This is a genomic window from Companilactobacillus mindensis DSM 14500 (genome assembly GCF_001434275.1).
GTDB classification, from domain to species: domain Bacteria; phylum Bacillota; class Bacilli; order Lactobacillales; family Lactobacillaceae; genus Companilactobacillus; species Companilactobacillus mindensis.
On record NZ_AZEZ01000103.1, the window covers coordinates 85,658 to 101,213 of the forward strand.

A 15,556-nucleotide genomic window follows, 5' to 3' on the forward strand; every position below is an offset into this window, starting at 1 on the left:
TTAAATCAAACGTGATTTTAATCAGGGTTATTTGTTTTAAACGGTAAGTAAATTAGTGAAAATGAATATCGATTTTTTCTTGACCAATTCCAGCATCAACGTAAACGTCTTGTAGATTAATTTCGTAAACAACCAATGATGAACCGATTGCGTCCCAAGTTTTTTGATAATTAGGGACCAATTCTAAATAACGTGGTAATAAGTCAGCCATAGTCTTGGTAGAAGGAATTGCTTTGACACCTTTAGATCTAATAAAAGGGTTAAACGGAGTGCCATCGTGAGGAATAGTGATAAAGGCAATATCGGCTCCAGCTTGATATAACTTGAGGGCAGTAGTGCCTTTAACTGAGGAGAAGTAAAGCTTATTGGGTTCATTCGGGAACCAAACGAAGTTAATGATCCGTACATCTGCCTGACCATTTAGAGATGTGCTGATGGCCATTTTATCGGCAGTTGCATAAACCTTTTGGAGCAATTGGATAGAGTGAGTATCTGGTTGATTCATAAAAAAACCTCCAGTTTATTTGGTAGGGGTGGTTCCTTTTCAACTTTAGTTATATACAATTATTTAGATACACTAATAGGTCATCCTAAAATCAGCTGGATGCCCCATTTTTAGTACTGTTTTAAATAAAATATAAAATCATTAAATCTAAAGTTTTAATACTACTAATGTAAAACAAATAAAAAACCGTTTAGTCTGGAATGAAATCCCGGTGGATGCTCAGCCGTGGTAGTCTCTTGGCTGGCGTACCTTGCCAGGTTAGAGACAGACAAGCTTAGAGACAATTTGAACCGTAATTGGCTCTAAGTTGCTCTCACAGCGTTCCAGCAATCCACCGGGATTTCATGGAAGACGGCAGTGAACAATCGAACTTGAAAAAGAACCATAAGGATATTATACAATTAATGAATTATACAAGAATTAAAATAAACCATATCAACTTGATATGGTTTATTATTTAGCGTATTTGAAAGCCTTAGTCTGCATATGGCAAGGCATCATTTGAAACGTCCTCTTTATTGAGCAAAATAATATTCTCGCCGTTTTCTTTTCGACGTTCAATATCTTCTTCGCCCCAGACGCATAATTCCTCTAAGATCTTATTCAATGAGTGACCATAGTCTGTTAAAGAATATTCAACTTTAGGTGGAATTTGGTTGTAGACCTTGCGTGCTACGATACCGTCATCCTCTAATTCACGCAGTTGTTGAGTTAACATTTTTTGAGTGATGTTAGGGATGGCCCGACGCAACTGACCTGTACGCATCTTGCCATGCTTTAAATGACAGAGGATAATTGGCTTCCATTTGCCACCGATAATTCTCATCGTATTTTCAACACCGATATTATAAATTGCTTGTTTCATGACGTGCCATCCTCTCTATCCAGTAAATGTATATTAACATCACTAATTAGTCTTAGCAATTTTCTAAATCTAAGTCTTTGGATGTAACAGAACCACTTTCCATTTTCATCAAAGCCCAGATCAAAACGATTCCGACAACTAGCATAACGATCCCGGCCCATGGAGTGTTGATAAGTTGACTGTTAGCAACCATTTGACCACCCACGGTCGAACCAACAGTGATACCGACGTTGAAAGCAGAAATATTTAAGGCAGATGCTAATGGAACTTCGTTAGGCGTATATTTTTCAGCTAATTGAACGATATAAAGTTGTAAACCTGGTACGTTCATAAAAGCAAACAAGCCTAATAATAAAATGGCAAGCAATCCTAAAACATGAAGGTTGATAGTGAATCTCATAACTACCAAGGCAATTCCCAAACCAACGAACATCTTTAACAATGCAGTTAATGGACGTTTGTTAGCCCAGCGACCACCGAGCGTGTTACCAATAGCAACAGCTACTCCGTAGAAAATTAAAATTACTACAATTGCACTTTGTGACCAACCCATATTTTTGTTCAAAATAGTCGTTAGGTAAGTATAAACAGGGAAGGTTGCACCATAGCCTAAAGCTGTGATCAACAAGATCAATAATAATTGAGGTTGTTTCAGAATCTTCCAAATACCCTTGACGCTAGTAGGTTTTGGCAAGGGTAACTCATTTGGAACAAGAATGATGTTAGTGATTAAACCAACCAATCCCAAAGCTACTAAAAAGAAGAATGATAATCTCCAACCAAACGTATTACCGATAAAAGTTCCAATCGGAACACCAGTGATCGTAGCGACTGTCAAACCAGTAAACATAACGGCAATGGCAGAAGCACGTTTGTTAGGAGCCACAACATCTGCAGCAATTAGTGAAGCAATTGTCATGAAAATACCATGTGATAAAGCAGCAATGATTCGACCAATCAGAAGAATGGCAAAACTTGGAGCCAATGCAGCTAGAGTATTTCCAATAATGAAACTAATCATGATACCGACGAGCAATTTTTTTCGGTCCCAACGGTTAGTAACTAAAGCTAAAATCGGAGCGCCAAACATAATTCCCATCGCATAGATCGAAACCGTAAGGCCACCTTGTGCAAGCGATATGCCAAAAGTCTTAGTTAAAAGCGGCATAATTCCCACACTGATAAATTCTGTTGATCCAATGGCAAAAGCACTGATGGCTAATGACAAAAGAATCCAATTTGATGATACTTTCTTGTTCATATTCTTTTCACCCCTTAGGTAATATTTGATTATGTGTATCATTATATGAGGTTGGGATAAATAAACAATTACGCACTTTAAAGTGCAGTAGGGACTAAAAAGTACCTATAAACTTTTGATTGATATTAGAATAAGGAGATAATTAAAATATTTTAATAAACTTATTGACATACTAATTTTTAAATGTTTTACTAATGAATGTAAATTGAAAACGAAAGAGGAACTTTATTATGAAAACAAGTAATAATCTTAACTCACATTTAAATAATCAATTTGCCTTTAGCTTTTTCTTTAGATAGCGTTTGTATCCGATCAGTTGGATACGGACGCGTACGTGTTCGTATCTATCGATTGGCTAAAGCTTTTAAGCATGTCATAAAGCCAGATAGATACAGGGTTGAATCTATCTGGAGAAAAATTATTTGGGCCCAATTAATTAAACCAGGTAGATTCGTATCCGAATCTATCTGGTTTTTTTTTACACTTTCTTAGCGACTTGTTCGCTTAGAAAGTGTTATGGGGTCGCTTTAGCGACCGTAAACCGAGAACTTAGCGGCTTGTTCGTTTAGAAAGTGTTATGGGGTCGCTTTAGCGACCGTAAACCGAGAACTTAGCGACTCAGTCGCTTAGAAAGTGTTATGGGGTCGCTTCAGCGACTGTAAACCGAGAACTTAGCGACTTAGTCGCTTAGAAAGTGTTATGGGGTCGCTTCAGCGACCGTAAACCGAGAACTTAGGATTTAATCGCTTAGAAAGTGTTATGGGGGTCGTCAAAAGGCTCAACATATTGGGAGGATAATTTTTCATGAAAAAAACATTAATCAGTTTATTAACAATTACAATGGCAGCTTTGGTTTTAGTAGGTTGCTCAAATAGTACTTCAGCAGCGGACAAAAAAAATTTGAACGTGGGGATTTTACAAGTTGTGCCGCATGGTTCGTTGGATGCAGCTAGAAAAGGTTTCAAATCAGAACTTAATAAAGAAGTTAAGGCACATGACAAATCAATCAAGATTAATTACAACTATCAAAATGCTCAAGGAGATCAGTCGAATTTAAACTCAATGGCGCAACAATTGACTCAAAAGAAGAACGATTTGATCTTAGGAATCGCTACTCCATCAGCACAATCATTGGCTAAAAAAACTAAATCGACACCGATCGTTGTTACAGCGGTTACCAATTTACAGAGTGCTGGTTTGGTCAAGAGCGATGAAAAACCAGGTACGAACGTCACTGGTACAAAGGATCTTGGCCCTGTCGACAAGCAAGTTAAACTTTTGACAACTATGACGAAGAACAACAAACCAATCGGTGTTTTGTACAACTCATCAGAAGAAAATTCGGTTTTACAAATCAAGATGGTCAAAAAATATGCTAAGAACCACAATCTTAAATTAAATATCGTCAGCGTCACAAGTACTAATGATGTTGCCAGTGCCGTTTCTGGTATGGATGGTAAAGTTTCCGGAATCTATATTCCAACTGATAATTTGATGGCTAGTTCAATGAAAACAATCGGTCAAAAAGCTCGAGCTGCTAAATTGCCAGTCGTAACTGGTTCGATCGAAATGGCTGAAGATGGTGGTACAGCAACTTACGGTATCAACTACAACGATCTTGGTAAACAAACAGCTAAGATGGCTTACAAGATTTTGATCGACAAGAAAAAGCCTCAAGATATGCCCGTTGAAACATCACACACATTGAGACTTTACATTAACAAGGATAATGCCAAAGCTATCGGTATCAATCCAGATCAAATCAAGAAACCTTAGTTAGAAATTTTTGGAGGTAACAAATATGCTTATATCTAGTCTTGGACAGGGATTATTGTGGGCGCCACTAGCAATCGGCGTCTTCATCACATTTAGAATCTTGGACATTCCCGATTTAACTACTGAAGGAAGTTTTCCTTTTGGAGCAGCCGTTGCGGTCAGCTTAATGTTGAAAGGGCAGTCGGCAATCGTTGCCAGTTTAGTTGGGTTTTTAGCGGGATGTTTAGCAGGTTTGATCACCGGAATTCTCGATACTAAATTACATATTCCATCACTATTGGCCGGAATTTTAACAATGACTGGTTTGTATTCGATCAACATGCACATTATGGGAAAATCAAATGTACCTTTGTTGAATCAAAAAGTTTTGACCGATTATTTACCAGCTGGTTTGGATTTGGACTTGCAGACGATCCTTTTGGGAGTAATCGTGACCGGTTTAGTCGTAGTGCTGCTTTATCTGATGTTCAAAACTAGATTAGGTTTGTCGCTTCAAGCTACTGGGAATAATAAAAATATGTCAGCTGCCAACGGTATCAATACCGACAGCATGATTATTTTTGGCTACATGATCTCTAATGGTTTCATCGCTTTGTCAGGTGCCTTGATTGCTCAAAGCAACGGTTATGCTGATATAGGTATGGGAATCGGAACTATCGTTATTGGTTTGGCCTCAGTACTTGTGGGAGAAATATTCTTACGTAGCCACAATATTTTGACGCGTTTAATAGCAATGGTCGTAGGGGCAATCGTTTATCGATTACTTTTGACAGTAGCGATGGGACTAGGATTCCCACCAGATGATCTCAAAATTTTATCGGCAATCATCTTAGTTATCGTTATCTGTGTACCAATTATTCAAAAACGTATCAGAACCAAACGCCAATTAAAGAAATATTTAGAACAAATGGAGGAACCAGACAATGACGAAAGTACTACAAGTGAAGAATCTACAAAAGGTGTTCTTTCCGGGGACTGATAATGAGCGTCATGTGCTCAAAAATATCAATTTACAAGTCGATGACGGTGACTTCATTTCTGTGATTGGTAACAATGGTGCGGGCAAATCAACTTTGCTGAATACGATTGCTGGTACCTTGCATGCAGATGCTGGGGAAATCAATTTGGTTTCACATAATGTTTCTAAAAAATCAGTTGCTTATCGTTCACAGTGGATGTCGCGAGTTTTCCAAGATCCTAAAATGGGCACTGCTGGTGATTTGACGGTTATGCAAAATCTAGTCTTAGCTCAAGATCACACTCATACGGTCAATTTGAAGTGGTATCAAAAAAAAGGCGACGTCGCAGAATATCAAGAATTGCTCAAGACTTTGAATATGGGCTTGGAAAATTTCATGAACACGCAAGTTAAGTATTTATCCGGTGGTCAGCGCCAAGCTTTGTCATTGTTGATGGCAACGTTGAGTAAGCCAAAATTATTGTTGCTCGATGAACACACAGCAGCGCTTGATCCTAAGACGAGTCATGAAGTTATGAAAATTACTGACCGGATCGTGAAAAAAGAACATTTGACGACGATGATGATCACGCACAAGATGTCAGATGCTTTGAAATATGGCAATCGGTTGGTGATGGTCCAAGATGGCCAAATCAAATTAGATGTTAAAGGTGCCCAGAAGGATAATTTAGATACGCAACAATTATTAGCTGCTTTCGAAAAATAGGGCAGAAAAAAACCAGTTACTGAAGTAGAGTTCAGTGACTGGTTTTTAATTTGTGATAATCCACTTATCAGGGGGGAAGGATGGATTATTGTTATGTTTTGAAAATCATTATCTATATCTATATCATTTTTATTATGAAGATTTTTTATAGGGGGGATAAGTTAAAGCTTTTTGATTTCCTTTAACTTACAAATACATCATACAAACTAAATGTGAAGAAATTATGATGCCAATGTTTCCAATTTGAGAATTTTATGACTATTCCAAATAAATTTTCTTCAAAGATGTTATCTCAGTAGAGGTGAGCTTCAATTCATTTTTGATATACTTATCCATGCCACCATACATTTTGTCGATAGTTTTGATAGCTGTGGCTAAATAGTTGTAGTGAACAGTCATAAGATCACGAATCGAGTTCACAAGATCTGGGTCAGTATAACCTTTGGCTTTGAGGTCGGCAACTAAGTCATCAACGAATTCTTTGCTTGCAACGTTAGTCAATAAGTAGTCTTCCTTGATAGTTTCAAAAGGTACCCCTAAAGCAGACAATAAGAAGACTGCGCCCATACCAGTTCTATCTTTTCCGGCACTACAGTGGAAAATCAAAGTTTCGCCTTCGTTTTTATTTAATAACAATTGCGTAAAGAATTTGCGATAAGCAGCTTTTGAACTTTCGTCTGTGATAACATCACGGTAAACTTGAACCATGTGAGCGTATCCATTAGTTGGATCGCCATCAATTTCGGGGATGTAGCCTTTGCTTTGGACTTCAGAGGATTTGGTTTCATCTTCTTTGAAAACAGGGGCCCAAACGTAACGGACACCGGCAGGATATTTGTCGGGTTTCTTAGTTGTTTCAGCTTTAGAACGGAAATCAACGTCGATTTTTAGTCCGTAATCCTTCAAGAATTGTAAGTCATTATCAGTCAAGTCAGCCAAGCCAGCTGATCTGAGGACCTTGTGATATTTGACAGTTTTACCATCGGTTGTCTTGTAGCCGCCTAGTTCACGGAAATTAACACCTTTTTCAAGGTTTAAAACACGTTCATTATCGTTAGCCATTTTATTTACCTCGGTTATTTTTTCTACTTACTATTATAACAAAAGGAAGAGTCATCATATTATGAAGTTCATCATTGCACCAGGAAAATATAATGATCACATCAGTTCGACCAAAATCGGTCAAGCTATTTACAGTGGTATCTCGCGCGCTATGCCAAATGCGGAGATCGTCACAATACCAGTTACTGATAGTAAAGATGGTATGCCCGCTTTAGTTGAGCATACGATTGGCGGACGTTGGATCGAACTGCCTTTTTTTGACGCTTTTTGGAACAATAAGGAAGGACGTTATTTAGTAACTAATATCGATAGTCAAGATACCGCTATTATGGATTCAGAACAAGTCGTAGGCGTAGATTTAGCAAAAAATAAAACCCGAGATCAATTGTTTCATGCGACAAGTTATGGTATTGGCGAATTCATTATCGATGCGGTTACGAGCGGATTAAAGAACATTGTCCTATGTTTGGGAAAGACAGCCGTGGCAGATGGTGGCTTGGGAGCTTTACAAGCACTTGGAGCCAAGATTTATGACGAGAGTGGGTCATTGATACCAGAAGGTGAAAACCCGCTGATTGGAGCTCACAGAATCGATATGAGTGCCGTCTATAAATTATTGGGCCAACGAACTCATATTACCGTCCTTTTGAATTTTTCAACTGCGGAGAAACTCTGTGATACCGTGGAGTATCTCAATCAAGCACAGGAAAGTTTTTTGGAAGATAATTTAGTTTATGTTACCGAAAAAATGAATCAGAAGTATAATTTAGATATACACCCGATGCCACATTCGGATTCGATAAAGACTTTGGCTGGGGCGTTTGCAATGATTAATGCACGTATTTTGAGATCGTCGTTTGAGTGGGTGGCACAAGTTACCGGCATGAATGAAAGAATCAGTTCGGCTGACGTTTTGGTGACTGCCACAGAAAAAATTTCAAATGATTCAATGCATGATGATATTTTGTACCATTTAAGTCATGTTGCCGGATCGCAAAAGATTCCAACATTTGTACTATGTAATAATTTTATTGATAATTTCCAAGATTATGAACAGTTATTTACAGGAATATTCTCAACTCAGATGACGGAATACGATGATGAAATTACCATTTTTGAGAACTATGAGTCAGTGGCAAACCAATTGACTCGCACTCTTTTGGCTTTTAAATAAGGTATTTTATTGAATAATACATATGAATGCATTAATCTAAAATTAAAGGATTTTCAATAAGTGCATTGGGGGATTGAATTATGGAACAAGATTATAAGAGAATTTTAGTTCCCGTTGATGGATCAAAAGAAGCTGAAATGGCCTTTAAGAAGGCTGTGAAAGTTGCTCAAATGAACGGTGGACACTTGGACGTTTTGACTGTTTTGGATACAAAACAATTCATCGGTTTACACGGTGGAATGCTTAATGGAGATGTTATTTATCAACTCTCTGAAGATGCACAAAAATATCTTAATGAATTAAAAGACGGTGCAGTCAAAGATGGCTTCAAGGAAGATGACATCGCTATTCACGTACGTTTTGGTGAACCTAAGACCGTTATTTCCCAAGAGTTTATTGAAGAATACAAGAACGACTTGATCATGATCGGTTCAACTGGTATGAACGCCGTTACTCGTTTGTTGGTTGGTTCAGTATCAGAGTATGTTACACGTAATGCTAGAACTGATGTTATTATCGTCAGAACTGACACAGACAACAACAAATTAGTTGATAAGAAAAAGAAATAATATTTAAAAGTGTCTCTCTTGGTACTTGCCGTCTTCCATGGAATTTCGTTAGACGCTGGAATACTGTGAGAGCAACTATTTAAGCAATAAAATAAAAGCGATAGGGAACCTTTTTAAGGGATTCTATCGCTTCTTTTATGGGGAGAATTTGCTATGCGATGTGCTTGGGCTGATAGTTCAGAAGCTATGCAACAATATCACGATACTGAATGGGGCAAACCTAGTCATGACGAACGTTACTTTTTTGAAATATTGACGCTTGAAGGGGCTCAGGCGGGTCTTTCTTGGGCTACGATAATCAATCGACGTAAGACTTATCGGATAGCTTACGACAACTTCGATATTGATAAGGTAGCTGATTTTGATGCCAACAAACGAGCTGAATTATTAGAGGACAAGGGTATTATCCGCAATCGTTTAAAAGTCGATTCGTCAATCAACAACGCCAAAATTATTCAAGCTATGCACAAAAAGGGTGAAAATTTTTTCGAATATATTTGGAATTTTGTTGATAATCAGCCGATAATTAATCATTATAGTGATATGAATCAAGTACCGGCACAAACGAAGTTATCTCAACAAATCAGTAAAGACCTCAAGAAACGAGGATTTCGATTCGTGGGACCAACGATTATTTATTCATTTTTACAGGCTGTGGGCGTGATAAATGACCATCTAGATTCCTGTGATTTTAAATGAAAACCAGTATAATGGTACTGACGGAGGATAATTATGAATTCTGAAACTATTAGCAATTTAGCCGATTGGCTTTACACAAACAGAAAGAGCATTGAAGATAAATCTCAAAAATTCGACGCTCAAAAAGTCTACGATATTTTGGACGAACTAGAAGTTTTAAGAAAGCCTATCAAAACATACTTTGATATGACTGAAGATGACTACTATCAAAATGAATCTGATCACCGTTTGACTTTACAAAACCCTGATCAAAAATTAACTGAGTTGCACGACCGCGTTCAAGTAAATCACGTTGATGGTTCGCTTGCTGACCATGATATCAATTTTACTTATAATCACGAAGATCCATATGCCGAAGGTGATTACAAAGCCAAGACCGATATTGACCTTATCAGTTTCTCATTCACCGTAATTGGTGCAGTTTATGACAATACCATCGTCGCCGATGTTAGAAACTCGATCTCAAAAGATGCCATCTTAACAATTGGCTTGGCAGCTCACGCAATTGCGGCTTGGCAATAATGAAATTACTATCAGTCAATGATTTATCATTGCAAAACGGGGGCTACTTTGCATTTAAGCATGTAGCTTTTTCTTTATCTCAAAATGAGATCATTGGAATCAACGGCGATAATGGTAGCGGTAAAACTCAGCTTTTGGAAGCAATTGCGAATAATCAGACCCCAGACAGTGGCCAGATTGACTACACACCGGGGACAAGAATCGGCTATTTACCTCAATATAATCCTCAAATCATCGACCAGACGGTGACCAAATACTTAGAGGATACTAGACGTTTGTCGAAGAATTTAGCTGTTAGGAAAGAACAGTTGGAAGGGATGATCACCTTTTTAGGAATCAGTCCTTATTTGAATGTTCCGGTACAACAATTATCATTAGGGCTGAGACGCAGGATCGACTTTTTAGCTGCCGTAGCGGGACACCCGAATGTATTGTTGCTGGATGAACCGTTTGCTTTCCAGAGCAATAAGACGATCATGAATATGTTGAACTTGATTCAAGACTTAAAAGACAATGGTTCCGGAGTGATTTTAGCTGGTACGCGTTTTAACGATACGATCAATCATTATATCGACAATGATTATTTGTTAAAGGACAACCGTTTGACGAAAATCCAATCGACGACTAACACGGAATTAAAAACCTTGCTAGTCTTTGGCGTCAATGTTAAATCAGTTGCCATCACTAAAGATATTGAAGAATATATCACTGTCAATCGGAATGGTTTGATCGAGATGATTATTCCTTTGGGGATCAAAGATTCAATGATTCAAAAGATGACCAGACTCAATTATCAATTTGAGGAGGCAAAGGATATTGAAAATTAAAGTATTGATGAGAAGTTATTTAAAATTATTTTTTCAAGACTTTCTTTATTTGACGATGCTCTTTGCCATCATCATTTTTGGATTCGTAGCGGATCAATTGCTGGACATCAGTTCAGTTAAGAAATTCAGTCTGTTGATGATCGAAATGTTTTTTCTAGCACTCTTTTCAATGATGAACGCTTATCATAATGACAGTCAGCAAAATGAGTATTTAAAACAAAAGGTCAACAGTTACTGGTGGGATGCGTTGGCACAATTTTTAGTAGCGTTGATCGTTAATATATTTTCAGGTATTTTAATTTTTATATTTAGTCAGATATTCAATCGAAACATACTTTTGGATGTATCGGGAATTTTGACTTTGATTTCTGTGGGGATGCTGGGAACTGGAATAGCTACCTTGTTCAAAACACAGTGGTATCGCCATCAAAGCCTTGGTCAAATTGGCACATTAGTTTTTGTTCTTTTGGCTTTGTCGGGCAGTACGGTCGGATTGCTCAATGTTGTTGAGTGGATCTTGCCACCTTTATCAAAATTAATAACGACAGTTCAAACTGAAGATTCAATCACACGACTTTTGCCACTGGCTGGGCAGACATTTATCTACGCAGACATCTTGTATATAATCAGTGGTTTTCTATATCATGAAAACAAGAAAAATTAAGTAAAAAGTATTGCAATGTGGTATGTGTTTCTGTTTTAATATCTTGATGAAGTTTAGGAGGCAATTTATGAGTAATATTTATTTACGTCAGGCAACACTTGACGATTTGCCAAGAATCATTGATATCATTGCGGGTGCTAAGGAAACCTTACGAGACCGCGGAGTTGATCAATGGCAAGCGGGTTATCCTAATAACGATATATTGAAGCAAGATATTCAAGAGGACATAAGTTATGTTTTAATGTTAGATGGTGAGGTCGTAGGAACAGCTGCTTTGCAACAAGGCTACGATAAAAACTATCAAGACATGACATCTGGCTCATGGTCTGATAAATCTGAAGTAACATATTCAGTTATTCACCGTATCGCTGTTGAACCCGGACACCAAGGACAGCACTTGTCTGCAGCGTTGATCCAACAGTTATTTACAATGTCGCATTATCTCGGCTACTCTGATGTTAGAATCGATACTCATCCGGATAACTTGGTTATGCAACACGTTATTACAAGCAACGGATTTGTCGAACAAGGTACAATAACAATGGACGAAGATCATGGTATTAGAAAGGCTTATCAAATTCTTTTGAAGTAAGCTAACTAAGATTAATTTTTATGCTTTTGATATATAATTGAACCATAATTAAACCATCGTTAGATGGTTTTTTTACTATAATTTTTCCACAGTATGGATATTGGGAGAACGGAAAATTGAAAATCAAAAATATTGCAAGAAGGGTAATTTCACCTAAACCTTCAGAATTTATTTCAGCTCAAACAGATAACTTTTTGAGTAGATTAAAGCCTAGACCGTTTTTTATCGACTACATCGAGGGTATATATAAGAACAACGTATTGCCTAATGTGACTGATGAGACGCTCACAATTTCTGTTTTGACTGATACTCATGCTAAGGCCGTCGCTAGTGCTTCCTACTATGGAATCAACGGGGCACGGCATATTATTGAGGCCAATCAAGTCAGCAGTGACATGAATGTTGACCTTAACGTTCATTTAGGCGATTTGATGGATGGCAGCGATCAACCGGAAATCAGCAGAGGCATTTTGCATTTCGCGGTTGAAAACTATCAAAAGAGCAAACCGCCATTCTTTATCATTGAGGGAAACCATGACGAGAATGATAAATACGATGAACATCGGTTTTTCAAAACAGCATCGTTTCACCGGAATGATTATGATTCATTAGTCACAAAGCATGATTTTGAACAACCAGAGATTCTTCGTTTGAATCCCGTTTCTAGAATTGGCTGGTACGATAAGGGCGATATACGTATTGTCTTCATTGACACCAGTGATATTCCTTATATTCTTAGTAATGGTTCTAAGAAGTATGACTTCAAGAAGGTTAGAGGGGTCAGAGAACAGCAGCTAGAAGATTTAATCACTGTTTTGGAACAGACTGTTGATAAGCACGTGGTCGTAATGGGACACGCTAATATCGTTAGTCCAAGTGGACGCAGTGCTTTGAACTTTAACGGTGATCTCGTTCAACAGTTATTGGTCGCTTTTAACAATAAGGAATCTGGACAATTGAAAAATGAATTAACTGGAGATTTTGGCGTTAATACCCGCTATGATTTCTCATCTACTGGGATTTCTAAGGTGACAACTTATATTTGTGGGCACATGCATTACGAAAAAAACTACAAAGTTTCTGAAATTAATCATATAATATTAAATTGTTCGGACCTTATGGGGAAAAAGCATGGATTAACAACAGACTATAACAAGAAATGGGATAGACGTTATAATGAAATCTCAGAAATTTCTGGGTATTTCATCAACATCGACCCGAACAAACTACGCTTACAGATTTTCGGTTACGGAGCCGCTACAAGGTATGTAAGTTTTGAAATATAAGGGAGAATTATTTTATGTGTGGAATTGTCGGATTCGTAGATAAAAATATTGCAGATAAGAAACCTGTTATTGAAGCTATGATGGATACAATCAAGCACCGTGGACCTAACAGTTCTGGTGAACTTTTTGATGGAGACGCTGCGTTAGGTTTTCGTCGCTTGAGTATCATTGATATTAGCAGTGGTATGCAACCTATTTATAATGAAGATAGATCAAAAGCTGTTATCTTTAACGGTGAAATTTATAACTACCAAGATGTTAGAAAAGAATTGAAAAAAGCTGGACATGTTTTCAGTACCGATACCGATACTGAAGTCTTACTTCACGGTTTTGAAGAGTGGGGCATTGAAGGCTTGCTTAAAAAGATTCGTGGAATGTTTGCTTTCGTTATTTACGATTTGAAGACAGGCGATATTACTGGTGCTAGAGATTTCTTTGGTATCAAGCCTTTGTACTACTACAATCGTGAAGGTACATTCATTTTTGGTTCAGAAATCAAATCCTTCTTGAAGGAACCTAATTTCAAGATGGAACTAAACAAAGCTGCTTTGAAGCCATATTTGACTTTCCAATATTCAGCTATGAATGAAACATTTTTCAAGAATGTTTTCAGAATTCCAGAAGGACATTACTTTACATACAAAAATGGGAAATTGAGTATCAAGAAGTATTGGGATATGAACTTCAAGGAAAACAATTTGTCATTTGAAGAAACAGTTAAGAAAATTGACCGTTCGATCCGTGAATCAGTTGAAGAACACTCAATCAGTGATGTTCCAGTTGGCTCATTATTATCAAGTGGTGTCGATTCAAGTTACGTTACAGCTATCTTGAAGCCCCAACACACTTATTCGATCGATTTTGATACAAGTACTTATGAAGAAGGTTCAGCTGCTAAGATGTTGGCTGACAAGCTTGGTTTGGAAAATACTCGTGGTATCGTTACAAAGGAAGAGGCTATCAAGTCACTACCTTTGATCCAATATTACATGGATGAACCAGATGCCAACCCTTCATGTGTGCCACTATACTTCCTAACAAAATTAGCTAGTCGTGACGTTACCGTTATCCTTTCAGGTGAAGGTGCCGATGAGTTGTTTGCTGGATACGCAAATTACGGTTTCCACTCACATTCCAAGGCTATCCGTGTCGTTGCAGAAGATTTGAAGAAACTTCCTAAGGGTGTTAAATACAAGTTGGCTCATGGTCTAAAGAAGATGCCTAACTTCCCAGGTCGTTTGCACTTGTACGAATCAACTGCTAAGGCTGAAGAATTCTTTATCGGTCAAGCTAAGATCTTTACTGAAAAAGAAGCCAGTGATTTGGTTAAACCAGAATTTGAAAAATCACGTTCAGTCAAAGACATTGTTATGAAGAGTTATAACAAAGTTAAAGACTATGATGACGAAGTTAAGAAGATGCAATATCTTGACCTTCACCAATTCATGGCCAATGATATCATCCTAAAAGCTGACCGTATGAGTATGGCCAACTCAATGGAATTACGTGTACCATTCCTTGATAAGGAAGTTGCTAAAGTCGCTGCCGGTGTACCTACTAAATATCTTTTGAACAGCAAAGATAGCAAGTATGCACTTCGTGTTGCTGCTGAACGTGCACTTCCAGAAGAATGGGCTAAACGTGAAAAACTAGGATTCCCAGTGCCAATCCGTGACTGGATCAAGACTAAGGAAGTTTACGAAGACTTCCGTAAGTTGTTCAGTTCAGATTTTGCCGCTGAATTCTTTGATCAAGATGCTATTTTGAAGATGCTTGATGACTGTTACAAAGGTTTGAACGATGACCGTCGTAAAGTATGGACAATCTATACATTCTTGATTTGGTACAAGGTTTACTTCATCGATGGTGGTAAGAAACCAGATGTCGATCCACAAGTACTTGTTCCAGAAGATGAAAAATAAATTGATGAATTATAAAATATAAAAGTACCAGTAATTACTAGCAGATTTAGAAGTTAGTGATTACTGGTACTTTTTTGTTCCACTCTCAACAATTCCTACGATTAGTCAAGTGGATATATAGAAAATGAGAGTATTCTAAACAGTACT

General features: G+C 37.6%; 16 protein-coding genes. 12 read left to right on the forward strand and 4 right to left on the reverse strand.

Features of this window, described 5'->3' with window-relative positions; translation table 11 throughout:
• Window positions 1-52: 52 nt before the first annotated feature.
• From FD29_RS11070 to FD29_RS11080, 3 genes are all read right to left on the reverse strand, one after another.
• Window positions 53-505, reverse strand: a complete 453-nt coding sequence (locus FD29_RS11070; protein ID WP_057888972.1) for a hypothetical protein — start codon at window positions 503-505, stop codon at window positions 53-55.
• 475 nt (window positions 506-980) lie between these two features.
• Window positions 981-1,370 carry a winged helix-turn-helix transcriptional regulator gene (locus FD29_RS11075; protein ID WP_057888973.1) on the reverse strand — a complete coding sequence of 130 codons (390 nt, stop codon included), beginning with the start codon at window positions 1,368-1,370 and terminating at the stop codon, window positions 981-983.
• Window positions 1,371-1,422: 52 nt separating this feature from the next.
• Window positions 1,423-2,631, reverse strand: coding sequence for an MFS transporter (locus tag FD29_RS11080; protein WP_057888974.1), 1,209 nt, complete (start codon window positions 2,629-2,631; stop codon window positions 1,423-1,425).
• An 804-nt stretch (window positions 2,632-3,435) separates the two neighbouring features.
• Between FD29_RS11080 and FD29_RS11085 the strand changes: the two genes are divergently transcribed.
• From FD29_RS11085 to FD29_RS11095, 3 genes are read left to right on the forward strand one after another with little or no spacing between them, the layout of a single operon-like run.
• On the forward strand, window positions 3,436-4,407 hold the full coding sequence (locus FD29_RS11085; RefSeq protein WP_057888975.1) for an ABC transporter substrate-binding protein: 972 nt from the start codon (window positions 3,436-3,438) through the stop codon (window positions 4,405-4,407).
• 25 nt (window positions 4,408-4,432) lie between these two features.
• The gene (locus tag FD29_RS11090; protein ID WP_057888976.1) at window positions 4,433-5,386 is read left to right on the forward strand and encodes an ABC transporter permease; all 954 of its coding nucleotides are present in this window, start codon (window positions 4,433-4,435) and stop codon (window positions 5,384-5,386) included.
• Window positions 5,331-6,092, forward strand: a complete 762-nt coding sequence (locus tag FD29_RS11095; RefSeq protein WP_057888977.1) for an ABC transporter ATP-binding protein — start codon at window positions 5,331-5,333, stop codon at window positions 6,090-6,092. The genes FD29_RS11090 and FD29_RS11095 overlap by 56 nt, the downstream gene beginning before the upstream one ends.
• A 258-nt stretch (window positions 6,093-6,350) precedes the next feature.
• Here FD29_RS11095 and FD29_RS11100 read toward each other — a convergent pair whose 3' ends face one another.
• The gene (locus tag FD29_RS11100; protein WP_057888978.1) at window positions 6,351-7,154 is read right to left on the reverse strand and encodes a tyrosine-protein phosphatase; all 804 of its coding nucleotides are present in this window, start codon (window positions 7,152-7,154) and stop codon (window positions 6,351-6,353) included.
• Window positions 7,155-7,215: 61 nt separating this feature from the next.
• On the opposite strand from FD29_RS11100, the gene FD29_RS11105 reads away from it, so the two are divergent.
• The 9 genes from FD29_RS11105 to asnB all read left to right on the forward strand — a co-directional run bounded on the left by FD29_RS11105 (window position 7,216) and on the right by asnB (window position 15,409).
• Window positions 7,216-8,328 carry a glycerate kinase gene (locus FD29_RS11105; RefSeq protein WP_057888979.1) on the forward strand — a complete coding sequence of 371 codons (1,113 nt, stop codon included), beginning with the start codon at window positions 7,216-7,218 and terminating at the stop codon, window positions 8,326-8,328.
• Between the two features lie 80 nt (window positions 8,329-8,408).
• Window positions 8,409-8,897: a universal stress protein gene (locus tag FD29_RS11110; protein ID WP_057888980.1), complete on the forward strand. Its 489-nt coding sequence runs from the start codon at window positions 8,409-8,411 to the stop codon at window positions 8,895-8,897.
• A gap of 153 nt (window positions 8,898-9,050) precedes the next feature.
• A complete protein-coding gene (locus FD29_RS11115) occupies window positions 9,051-9,596 on the forward strand; it encodes a DNA-3-methyladenine glycosylase I (protein ID WP_057888981.1) in 546 nt (181 codons plus the stop codon).
• 33 nt (window positions 9,597-9,629) lie between these two features.
• Window positions 9,630-10,118, forward strand: coding sequence for a hypothetical protein (locus FD29_RS11120; RefSeq protein ID WP_057888982.1), 489 nt, complete (start codon window positions 9,630-9,632; stop codon window positions 10,116-10,118).
• Window positions 10,118-10,945, forward strand: a complete 828-nt coding sequence (locus FD29_RS11125) for an ABC transporter ATP-binding protein (RefSeq protein WP_057888983.1) — start codon at window positions 10,118-10,120, stop codon at window positions 10,943-10,945. Before FD29_RS11120 ends, FD29_RS11125 begins: the two co-directional genes overlap by 1 nt.
• On the forward strand, window positions 10,935-11,609 hold the full coding sequence (locus tag FD29_RS11130; RefSeq protein WP_057888984.1) for a hypothetical protein: 675 nt from the start codon (window positions 10,935-10,937) through the stop codon (window positions 11,607-11,609). The genes FD29_RS11125 and FD29_RS11130 overlap by 11 nt, the downstream gene beginning before the upstream one ends.
• 67 nt (window positions 11,610-11,676) lie before the next feature.
• Window positions 11,677-12,201: a GNAT family N-acetyltransferase gene (locus tag FD29_RS11135; protein WP_057888985.1), complete on the forward strand. Its 525-nt coding sequence runs from the start codon at window positions 11,677-11,679 to the stop codon at window positions 12,199-12,201.
• 116 nt (window positions 12,202-12,317) lie between these two features.
• On the forward strand, window positions 12,318-13,487 hold the full coding sequence (locus FD29_RS11140) for a metallophosphoesterase family protein (protein ID WP_057888986.1): 1,170 nt from the start codon (window positions 12,318-12,320) through the stop codon (window positions 13,485-13,487).
• A 14-nt stretch (window positions 13,488-13,501) separates the two neighbouring features.
• On the forward strand, window positions 13,502-15,409 hold the full coding sequence (gene asnB, locus FD29_RS11145) for an asparagine synthase (glutamine-hydrolyzing) (protein ID WP_057888987.1): 1,908 nt from the start codon (window positions 13,502-13,504) through the stop codon (window positions 15,407-15,409).
• Window positions 15,410-15,556 lie beyond the last annotated feature (147 nt).

Excerpts from the sequence above, each read along its gene's own strand:
- FD29_RS11090 (WP_057888976.1), top strand. The coding sequence starts at position 4,433 with ATGCTTATATCTAGTCTTGGACAGGGATTATTGTGGGCGCCACTAGCA.
- FD29_RS11075 (WP_057888973.1), bottom strand. The coding sequence starts at position 1,370 with ATGAAACAAGCAATTTATAATATCGGTGTTGAAAATACGATGAGAATT.
- FD29_RS11125 (WP_057888983.1), top strand. The coding sequence starts at position 10,118 with ATGAAATTACTATCAGTCAATGATTTATCATTGCAAAACGGGGGCTAC.
- FD29_RS11110 (WP_057888980.1), top strand. The coding sequence starts at position 8,409 with ATGGAACAAGATTATAAGAGAATTTTAGTTCCCGTTGATGGATCAAAA.
- FD29_RS11100 (WP_057888978.1), bottom strand. The coding sequence starts at position 7,154 with ATGGCTAACGATAATGAACGTGTTTTAAACCTTGAAAAAGGTGTTAAT.
- FD29_RS11095 (WP_057888977.1), top strand. The coding sequence starts at position 5,331 with ATGACGAAAGTACTACAAGTGAAGAATCTACAAAAGGTGTTCTTTCCG.
- FD29_RS11120 (WP_057888982.1), top strand. The coding sequence starts at position 9,630 with ATGAATTCTGAAACTATTAGCAATTTAGCCGATTGGCTTTACACAAAC.
- FD29_RS11080 (WP_057888974.1), bottom strand. The coding sequence starts at position 2,631 with ATGAACAAGAAAGTATCATCAAATTGGATTCTTTTGTCATTAGCCATC.
- FD29_RS11115 (WP_057888981.1), top strand. The coding sequence starts at position 9,051 with ATGCGATGTGCTTGGGCTGATAGTTCAGAAGCTATGCAACAATATCAC.
- FD29_RS11105 (WP_057888979.1), top strand. The coding sequence starts at position 7,216 with ATGAAGTTCATCATTGCACCAGGAAAATATAATGATCACATCAGTTCG.
- FD29_RS11070 (WP_057888972.1), bottom strand. The coding sequence starts at position 505 with ATGAATCAACCAGATACTCACTCTATCCAATTGCTCCAAAAGGTTTAT.
- FD29_RS11135 (WP_057888985.1), top strand. The coding sequence starts at position 11,677 with ATGAGTAATATTTATTTACGTCAGGCAACACTTGACGATTTGCCAAGA.
- FD29_RS11085 (WP_057888975.1), top strand. The coding sequence starts at position 3,436 with ATGAAAAAAACATTAATCAGTTTATTAACAATTACAATGGCAGCTTTG.
- asnB (WP_057888987.1), top strand. The coding sequence starts at position 13,502 with ATGTGTGGAATTGTCGGATTCGTAGATAAAAATATTGCAGATAAGAAA.